Source organism: Desulfocurvus vexinensis DSM 17965 (assembly GCF_000519125.1).
GTDB lineage: Bacteria > Desulfobacterota > Desulfovibrionia > Desulfovibrionales > Desulfovibrionaceae > Desulfocurvus > Desulfocurvus vexinensis.
In genome coordinates, this window is the sequence record NZ_JAEX01000043.1 from 1 (window position 1) to 8542 (window position 8542).

Below are 8542 nucleotides of genomic sequence, written 5' to 3' on the forward strand. Positions count from 1 at the left end.
GAGCTTTCAATGTCCGTCGTGAACGGAGAGGTGGTTCCGGAGCCGGAAGGCGAACCGCGCGAGCTGCTGCTCCTGCTGGGCCAGATTCATGCCTGCCAGGTCATGCGGGCTCAGACCGCCAACGCCTTCGCCTTTTCCAGCGGCGACAAAAGGGTGGACAAAACCAAGCAGCCGGAGCATTGGGCCGGGCTCGAGGAAGACCTCAAGGCCGTATACAAACAGCGGCTGAGTGAAATCAAACCGGGAGCCGCCGCATCCCCCGAGGACTACATCATCACGCCCGGCGGACTCGTGCCGGTCATTTACGATCAAGGAAGCGAGATTGAGCTGTGACCCTGCTGAGCGATCCCGAGAAAGCGTCTGCCGTCGGGGACGTAAAGGAACTGATCCTGGCAAGCTCACAGGAAGCCGCATTGCTGCGTGCAGTCCCCGGTGAGCGATTGTATGGATCGGACGACGCCTCGTTCACTGAAGTGGAGACCTTTCCTCTCGAGTTCATCGAAACGCCTCCGGAAGATCTCGCCAACAAGATCGACGCCACGGCCTGCGTGCTCCCCGGTCTGGACGTGAGAGCGGAAGACCGGGTGCGCAGTGGCACAGACGTCTTCCGGGTACAGACCGTCGTGGAAGAGCGTCTCTTCGGCGTCGTGACCCACAAGGCGCTGAAACTGGTGCGTCAGCATGGGAGTTAAGCGCTTCGGAGATTGGGACAAAGCGAAGGCGAAACTGGCAGCCAATCCGGGAGCCCGGCTCGCTCTGGCGATCCGGCAGGCGACCATCAAGAACGCCCTTTTCCTCGTCCGCGAAATCAAACGCGGCATCCGCTCCCAGGCACCGGGCGGCAAGGCGTTCGTCAAGCTGGCCGAGAGTACCATCGCACGCAAGGGCTCCAGCAAGGCCCTGATCGACACCGGATTCCTCGTCAATTCGATCACTCAACGCATCCTCGCGGATCGGGCGTTCGTGGGGCTACTGCGCGGCACGGTCAACAAGGACGGCGACGACCTGGTGAACATCGGCGCGGTAATGGAATACGGAGCCACCATCCAGCACCCCAACGGCGCGGTGATCGTCATCCCGCCCCGACCCTTCCTGCACCCCACCATGGAAAAGTACCGCGGGCAGATCGTCGAGAACTACCGCCAGGCCATCCGCTCGGTGATTTGATGGGCGGTCCTTATTCCTTCTTACCGATTCCGCTCTTGATAAGTTTGTTCACCGATGAATGACCGGTCTGTTTGAGCAGAGTGTCCACATGCATGTCCGAGCGCACCCCGAAATCCCTATCGTACTGTTCTTCCAGCGTGCCCACGTGCTTGTCGTCGCGGGTGTCTCTGAGACGGCCATTCGTTTGATTTCGCGATCTGTTACCGCGCATTGAAGGATCATCTTTTGCCATTGGATATATACCTCTTCTTGGGTTATTGGTGCGATCATTGTCGCACTATATCGTCACCAAGTTTGGGTGACGGAATTCCCATAATGCTGAAGTGCCCGGATCATCATGTCCGGGACCTGTGACCTTCCTGCCGCCGAATGAGGTCCGCAAAACGCGAGACGATCTTCTCGGTGATGTGCTTGGGATTCGACCGCCTAATGGCTTGAGCAAAAATCTCCGCCTCTTTGCCGGTGATTCCGCCGACCTTGTGCAGTTCGGCCACAAGCTCAAGCCCCCAGAGCAACGAGACCCCTTCCTGTTTGCACAACCTCCGTAGATTCTTGTCGTTGGTCACGCAGGTGAAACCATGCCGTTTGGCCGTCAGCAGGCACAGCCAGTCCTCGAACGATAACGGTCCGGATCTGCCGCCGGCGGTATACGCATCTTCGATTTCCGGCTCGATGATGATCAGTCCGAGGGCTACCAACTCGTTTTCGTCATCGATTTCGTTAACCTCGTCCACGACCGGGCTGGTCACGTGCAGCGGACCGATATGTTTCACCACGAGTTCCAGCACGGCCCGCTCCGCCTTGATGAAATCGATCAGCACGCATGCGTCCATGATCATCAACTTGCGGGGAGCCGGGCGGCGCGTCACAGAATGACCTCCCAATTCTGGAGCAGATCCTGCATCTCCTCAATACCGATCCGAAGCATCTCCGCGCCGCGGCTGAGCGATATTTTGTCTTTTTCCACCGCTTCCCTGGTCAGGCGTTTGAATCGGTCTTCGTAGAAATCGAACCTTTGCATCCCGAACGGCTCCGCCGGATCGATGCCCATCGGTTCTTCCTTGAAGGAAAGCTTCCGGTTAAAGTGTTGCTGATAGGCCATGTTGAACTTCATCCAGATGGACTTGTCCACGGCCCCTTCTTCCAGAAGACGCGAGAGAACGGTTTTGTAACTGACCCGGAAAATGCGTTTGACCTTGAAGACCCTGTCGACGAAGTGCAATCCGGCCGCTTCATTCCATTCCTTGCGGAACCCCTCGTTCGGCATCAGAAAATGCCCGGCGAAACGGTCGGCCTCCTGTTCCTCCTCCTTGCTTTCATCGACCTTGGTGACGTCGTAGGCGTCGGGATGCAACATGAGGTGACCGAGTTCATGGGCGGCGCTGAAAATGCGCCTTTCCACCGAAATCCGCTCCCATACGTTCACCACCACCGCCGGCCCGCCGTCCTCCTCGCCCACAGAGAGGCCGAAAAAACTATCGGAAGCCATGGGAACCGGGAAAACCTTCACGCCCGCGTGTTCGAGCATGCCGCAGATGTCGTGGATGGGTTCGGTGACCTTCAGCCCCAGCTTTTTCCGGCAGAGTCCGGCCGCCTCGGCGAGGCGGTCTCTGGAGCATTGTCTCCGGACAGCGCCAAGGCTGAACGGCATCTTTTTTTTCAGACTCTCCTCGAGGAAATTGAAATCATCAAGCCACCTCGCCACCTCGGCCAGGACATTCTCGCGATTCTGCATCCGCTTCGCCGAACGGAACCGGACGGTGCGTAATTCCCGAACCGGCTGGAAAAGCTCCTGAATCTTCACATCGAGGGCCTTGGCGATAGCCTGCATGGTCCTCATCCGTGGCTCGCTCTTTGCGAGTTCGAGACTCTTTATCGCCGGCAAGGAGAGACCCGCGTCGTCCGCCAGGGCGCTTTGACTCAAGCGCTTCGCAGTCCTCAACCGCCTCACATTTTGGGCGAGTATCTGCAGATTCATGGTCGCCTCCTTTCTGTGTTTTTCTAAAATATACCACTCAACAAAATTTTGTCAAGTGGTATTTTATATGAAAAAGGGGCTCCGACACTTCCCGTCCGGCTCCGGTAGGTATCCAGCGGAAACATTCGCTTGAACCGGAGGAACCTGACTTGGAAACCGTTCGCACAGTCGTTGAAAACCTGATCCGCCTGGTCAAGGCGGAGATCGACCCGGACGCGGTGCTCGTCGCCGCGGACGACGTCTTCGAGGTGCCAAACGTCCCGAGCTTGATCCTGCAGGGACCGACGCTGGCGGAAAACGGAGAGCGACGCACCATGGCCCGTATGCTGGAAAAGGACATCCCGAACCTCGTTTATGAGCAGTGCCGCCATCCCCGACTCTACCACCTCGATTTCGACGTCATCGTCACCGCCGGCCACGAAGGCGAACTGCTGGACCTCCAGGAACGGGTCGCGCGTTTCTATCAACTCCACCCGGTCCTGGCCGTGGAAGACCGAGGTTCCCTCAACCTGACGGAGACAGTCCCCCTGGGTGGGTTGCGACGGGTGAACCTGTCCAACCTGCGCCAGAGCAGCGGCCGCTGCCGGATCGAAGACTGTCCGGTTTACGACGGCCTCGTCGAAACGGGCCCGCTCATCAAAGACCGGCGGTTCGAGTTCCGGGACGGTGTCGAGGAGGATCGGCTCCATACCCCATGAAACAAGGAGGAACCACTGTGATCGAAATCAAGAATCTTCTGTTCCAACCGCTCACGTTCCACCTCGCGGGAGGCGGCCGGGGGCTGCATCTGAATCCCCGCGAGCGCAGAACGCTGGGCGAGGACGACATTTCCCCCGAGATCGACGTTGCCGCGAAGCGTGGATTCGTGTCGCTGACGCCGGTGATGCCGACTACTCCCGTACCCGAGCCTCCGCGGGAAGAGCCGGTCAATACAGGAGCCGACGGCGAAAACAACGGCAAACGCCGGAAACGGAGGTAAATTATGGGCACGTATCTTTCACCGGGCATCTATACCCGCGAAGTCGACTTCAGTTTCTACGTCAAGCAGATATCCACCTCCTCCTGCGGCATGGTGGGCGTGGCCGAACGCGGACCTATCAACAAACCCGTGCTGGTGACGAGCTGGGAGCAGTTCATCAACAAGTTCGGCTCCTATCTGCAGGCCGGATACCTGGCCTACGCCGCAAGGGCGTTTTTCGACAACGGCGGCTCCGTTCTTTTCGTAAACCGCATCGCCCATCTGACCGACCCCACAGACCGGAACACCCTGACCGCCGTGAAAGCCCAGGTCGTCCTCAAGGACCGGCGAGTGGCGACAGCGTCACTCACATCCGGCACCGTCGGCACGGATCGCATCGCGTGGCGGGCGATTCTGCCGGGGGCCGCGGGAAACGCCGTCTCCGTCGAACTCGTCGCTGCGGGAAATGACACCCCTTTGTCTATCGGCGTCCTCGGACAGGCCGTCACCGTGAACCTGGCCACCGACGGGGCTGGTGATCCTGTATCCACAGCGGACCAGGTGGTCGCCGCAGTCGTCGGTTCTGCGGAGGCCTCCGCGTTGGTCACGGCGGAAACGCTGGATGCGGGCATTGTCCAAGCCGCGGCCTCGGCAAACTTGTCCGGAGGCATGGACGCGATGGACACACTCAAGGTACGCGCGGCCGATGAAGGAACCTGGGGCGCACGGCTCTCCGTTCAGGTAGAAGACGGTTCCCTCGATCCGAGCCGCGCGTTCAACCTAGTGGTCCGCCACAAGGGTGAGGTCGTTGAGGTTTTCAAGGACCTCTCCATGGACGAAGCGGCTCCGAATCATGTGGAGTTGGCTGTCAACGAACGGTCGGACTTCATCACCGTCGAGGACCTTGGAACCGCATCCGGACTTCCGTCGGACCGGCCGTTGATCGGGGTGTTCGACCTTTCGGGAGGAGACGACGGTCTTACCGGGCTCGACGATGCCGACTACTCCGGCGATCCCTCCCAGCACACCGGGTTCTACGCCTTCGACGAGATCGACGCGCTGAACCTGATCATGGTTCCCGGCGTCACGACCGCCGAGGTGATCCACGCCGGAGTCACCTACGCGGAAAACCGCCAGGACCTCATGCTTCTGGCCGAAGCGCCCATACACCTCGAACCCCTGGAAGCGGTGGATTTCCGCAAGGGCCAGGGAATGTATTCCCACGGGGCGTTCAACTCGTCTTATGCCGCGCTCTACTATCCTTGGATCGAGATCAACGACCCGGTGACCGGCAAGCGCAAGCTCGTTCCACCCAGCGGAGCCGTGGCCGGGTGCTACGCCCGCAGCGACAAAAAGACCCATGTCTGGTACGCGCCCGCGGGCATCGACCGCGGCCGGGTCTTCAACGCCTTGTCCCTGGGCTACAAGACCAGCCGGGGCGAGCGGGACGTCCTCTATCCAGAGGGCGTCAACGTGATCGCCTCCTTCCCCGACAGCGGCATCAACATCTGGGGGCAGAAGACGCTGCAAAGCCAGCCCTCGGCCCTCGACCGCGTGAACGTGCGACGGCTGATGATGTTCATCGAAGAGGCCATCGCCGAGTCCTCGCGTTTCGTGGTCTTCGAGCCAAACAATCCACAGACCTGGCGCGCGCTGATCCGGCTGATCAACCCCTTCATGCAGGACATCAAGGACAAGGGCGGCCTCTACGACTTCGCCGTCCAGTGCGACGAGGAGACCAATACCCCGGCCGTGATCGACCGCAACGAACTCGTGGCGCGCGTCTTCGTCAAGCCGACCAAGACGGCGGAATTCATCGAGCTCAACTTCGTGCTCACCGCCACGGGGTCCGATTTCAAAGAGATCTTCAAGACCGGGTAAGGAGGTAAGTCATGCGCAGCGGCAACATGCCCAAGAGTCTGTATCAGAACTGGCAATTCGCCGTCGAGGTGAACGGCTTCGACGTGGCGCTCTTCAAGAAGGGCCAGGAACCCAAGACCGAGTTCGAGGAAGTGGCTTTCGCGCCCGCCGGTTCCATGTTCGACCAGAAGGTGGCCGGACGGGTCAAGTTCGAGGATATCACCCTGGAGAAAGGGATTCTCCAGGACGGTTCCGACGAGGCCGCCAGGGAGTGGATCAAGAAACAGGTGGACGTCAACGCCGTGGTCGGCGGCCTGCCCAACGACTACATGCGCGACATCGACCTCGTCCGCTACGACCGAACCGGCAACGAAACGCGACGGTGGACCCTGCACGGCGCGTGGATCAAGGTCCTGGAGTACGACGAACTCGAGGGCGCGAACACGGACAACACCATCGAGAAACTCAGCATTTGCTTTCAGTATTGGACCTGATCCGAGGAGGTAGATCATGCACACCTTTGAATTGCCGAGCGGCCTCGAGATCGAGCTCCGGGAGATGACCGGAGCCGAGGAGGAACTGCTCACCAACCAGCGTCTCATCCGGACGGGAGACGCCGTCAACCAGGCGCTCAAGAACTGCATCGTGCGGCTGGGGGACAACGACGAACCGACGGTGAAGGATGTGCTCGACCTCCTCTCCGGGGACCGGCTGTTCATTCTGGTCCGCCTGCGTCAGGTCTCTCTCGGCGACGAGGTCGAGCTGGAACTGACCTGCCCGAACACCGCCTGCCGGGCGTCGAACGCCGTCACGGTCAACCTGGAAGAGCTGGAGGTCACGCCTTACGGAGAGGAACGGGAGTTCGCGTTCACGCTCCCCGGTTCCGGGGGCAAGGTCCGGTTCGGTTATTTGGACGGCCACAAGGAGAAACGCCTGGCCGCACTCAAAGAACCTTCCATCTCCTCCGCCATGTTGATCCGAATCATCGACGTGGACGGAGCGTCGCCGAGCAAAAAGCTCATGAACGACATGTCGATGCGTGACCGCAGCGCCCTCCGGCAGGAAATGCTGAGGGTGGACGCGGGCATCGACACCACCGTGGAGACCGACTGCGACTCCTGCGGCATGCGCATCCGCACCCGCTTGGAGGCGGAGCCGGGTTTTTTATTCCCCGGAGTTCGCTTGTAAGGGACGCGTTTTTCCTCGCCTACGGCGGGCTCCACTGGGGTTTCTCGGAAACACGGGCGCTGCCGCTCTCGGTCCGCCGCGAATTCGTGGAGGCACTGGAGCGGCAGCTCGCTTTTGAGCGTGAAGAAATGGAGCGCAGGCGCACATGAACGGAGATCTCGGACTCGGCGTTATCGTCACGATGAAGGACGCGTTCTCGCAGAACGCGGGCCGGGTCCAGTCGTCCATGCAGTCGCTGGACGTGACGGTGGCTGCCTCCAGCGAGCGCATGACGCGCAATCTCGACCGAATCCAGAAAGGCACCATGATGATCGGCGCGGGCTTGGCGCTCATGGCCGTGCCCGTCGGACTCGTGGCCTCCACCGCCGCGACCCAGAAAGCCCTGGGCGAGATGGCATCGCTCGGAATCAAGGACCTTCGCGCTCTCGAGGACGCCTCCGAGAGCTTCACCAATACCTGGGCCGGTTACAGTAAGGCCGAATTCATCAGCGCGGCCTACGACGTCAAGTCTGCTCTATCCGCCTTGAGCGACGAAGCCGTGGGCACTTTCTCCGCCATGGCCGCGCTCACCGCCAAGGCCACCAAAGCCAGCATCCAGGAGATGGTCGGCACCTTCACCACCGGATACGGAATCTTCAAGCCGATCATGGCGGACATGACCGACATGGAGTGGGCCAAGGCCTTCTCCGGAGCCATGGCCCAGACCGTGGCATCCTTCAAGACCACCGGGGCGCAGATGGCGGAAGCCGTCAAAAACATCGGCGCGGTCGCCGCCGCTTCCAACATCCCGCTTCAGGAGCAACTGGCTATTCTCGGGCAATTGCAGACCACCATGCCCGGTTCGGAAGCCGGAACACTTTACAAGGCATTCATCATGAAGGCGGCCGAGGCCGGTGAACAATTGGGATTGTCCTTCGTGGATTCCACAGGAAGGCTCAAGGGGGTCATCCCCATTCTTCAGGAGATCAAGTCGCGCTTTCCGGACCTTACCCAAGCCGCCGCCCAGGTGCAGATCAAGAAGGCGTTCGGCTCCGATGAGGCAGTGAAGTTTCTGCTCCAGCTGTCCCAGGGGATGGAATCTCTGGAGGGCAACATCCGCACCATCGAACAGGCGATGAAAAGCGGCACCGCCGTCACCGAGGAAATGGCGCGGGCCATGAACATGGACATCGGCAGTCAGTTCCAGCTTTTGCGCCAGCAGGTCGGAAACCTCGCTGAAATTCTCGGCCGCACGCTCCTGCCGGTGGTCACGCCGATCATCCAGGGGATATCGAAGGCTGTCCTGTTTTTTCAGAAGCTCGCACGTTCGATGCCGGGCTTGACCAGGGTCCTCCTGGGGCGGTGTACGGTTTTCTTGGACACCGAATTGGGAGTAAGAGATCCCCAGGAGG

The 8542-nt window shown here is 60.4% G+C and carries 11 protein-coding genes; 9 read left to right on the forward strand and 2 right to left on the reverse strand.

Going from position 1 to position 8542, the window contains the following annotated elements; all coding sequences use genetic code 11:
• The 3 genes from G495_RS22080 to G495_RS0114250 form a co-directional block, all read left to right on the forward strand.
• On the forward strand, positions 1–333 hold a 333-nt coding region (locus tag G495_RS22080; protein ID WP_028588334.1), incomplete at its 5' end, for a hypothetical protein.
• Entirely contained in the window at positions 330–692 is a 363-nt protein-coding gene (locus G495_RS0114245) for a hypothetical protein (RefSeq protein ID WP_028588335.1), read from the forward strand. The genes G495_RS22080 and G495_RS0114245, both read left to right, overlap by 4 nt.
• The gene (locus G495_RS0114250) at positions 682–1167 is read left to right on the forward strand and encodes a phage virion morphogenesis protein (RefSeq protein ID WP_028588336.1); all 486 of its coding nucleotides are present in this window, start codon (positions 682–684) and stop codon (positions 1165–1167) included. The genes G495_RS0114245 and G495_RS0114250 overlap by 11 nt, the downstream gene beginning before the upstream one ends.
• Positions 1168–1502: 335 nt before the next feature.
• On the opposite strand, the gene G495_RS0114255 is transcribed toward G495_RS0114250, so the two are convergent.
• Positions 1503–1988: a hypothetical protein gene (locus G495_RS0114255; protein ID WP_156939720.1), complete on the reverse strand. Its 486-nt coding sequence runs from the start codon at positions 1986–1988 to the stop codon at positions 1503–1505.
• A 44-nt stretch (positions 1989–2032) separates the two neighbouring features.
• Positions 2033–3145 (reverse strand): helix-turn-helix domain-containing protein, encoded by a 1113-nt coding sequence (locus tag G495_RS0114260; RefSeq protein ID WP_028588338.1) that lies wholly within the window; start codon positions 3143–3145, stop codon positions 2033–2035.
• Positions 3146–3294: 149 nt separating this feature from the next.
• On the opposite strand from G495_RS0114260, the gene G495_RS19395 reads away from it, so the two are divergent.
• The 6 genes from G495_RS19395 to G495_RS19405 form a co-directional block, all read left to right on the forward strand.
• A complete protein-coding gene (locus tag G495_RS19395; protein ID WP_051445407.1) occupies positions 3295–3843 on the forward strand; it encodes a hypothetical protein in 549 nt (182 codons plus the stop codon).
• A 17-nt stretch (positions 3844–3860) separates the two neighbouring features.
• A complete protein-coding gene (locus G495_RS21360; RefSeq protein ID WP_084458320.1) occupies positions 3861–4124 on the forward strand; it encodes a hypothetical protein in 264 nt (87 codons plus the stop codon).
• Between the two features lie 3 nt (positions 4125–4127).
• Positions 4128–5984 (forward strand): phage tail sheath C-terminal domain-containing protein, encoded by a 1857-nt coding sequence (locus tag G495_RS19400; protein ID WP_084458322.1) that lies wholly within the window; start codon positions 4128–4130, stop codon positions 5982–5984.
• Positions 5985–5995: 11 nt separating this feature from the next.
• Positions 5996–6457, forward strand: a complete 462-nt coding sequence (locus G495_RS0114275) for a phage tail protein (RefSeq protein WP_028588339.1) — start codon at positions 5996–5998, stop codon at positions 6455–6457.
• A gap of 16 nt (positions 6458–6473) precedes the next feature.
• The gene (locus G495_RS0114280) at positions 6474–7151 is read left to right on the forward strand and encodes a T4 family baseplate hub assembly chaperone (protein ID WP_028588340.1); all 678 of its coding nucleotides are present in this window, start codon (positions 6474–6476) and stop codon (positions 7149–7151) included.
• 145 nt (positions 7152–7296) lie between these two features.
• On the forward strand, positions 7297–8542 hold a 1246-nt coding region (locus tag G495_RS19405; protein WP_084458324.1), incomplete at its 3' end, for a phage tail tape measure protein.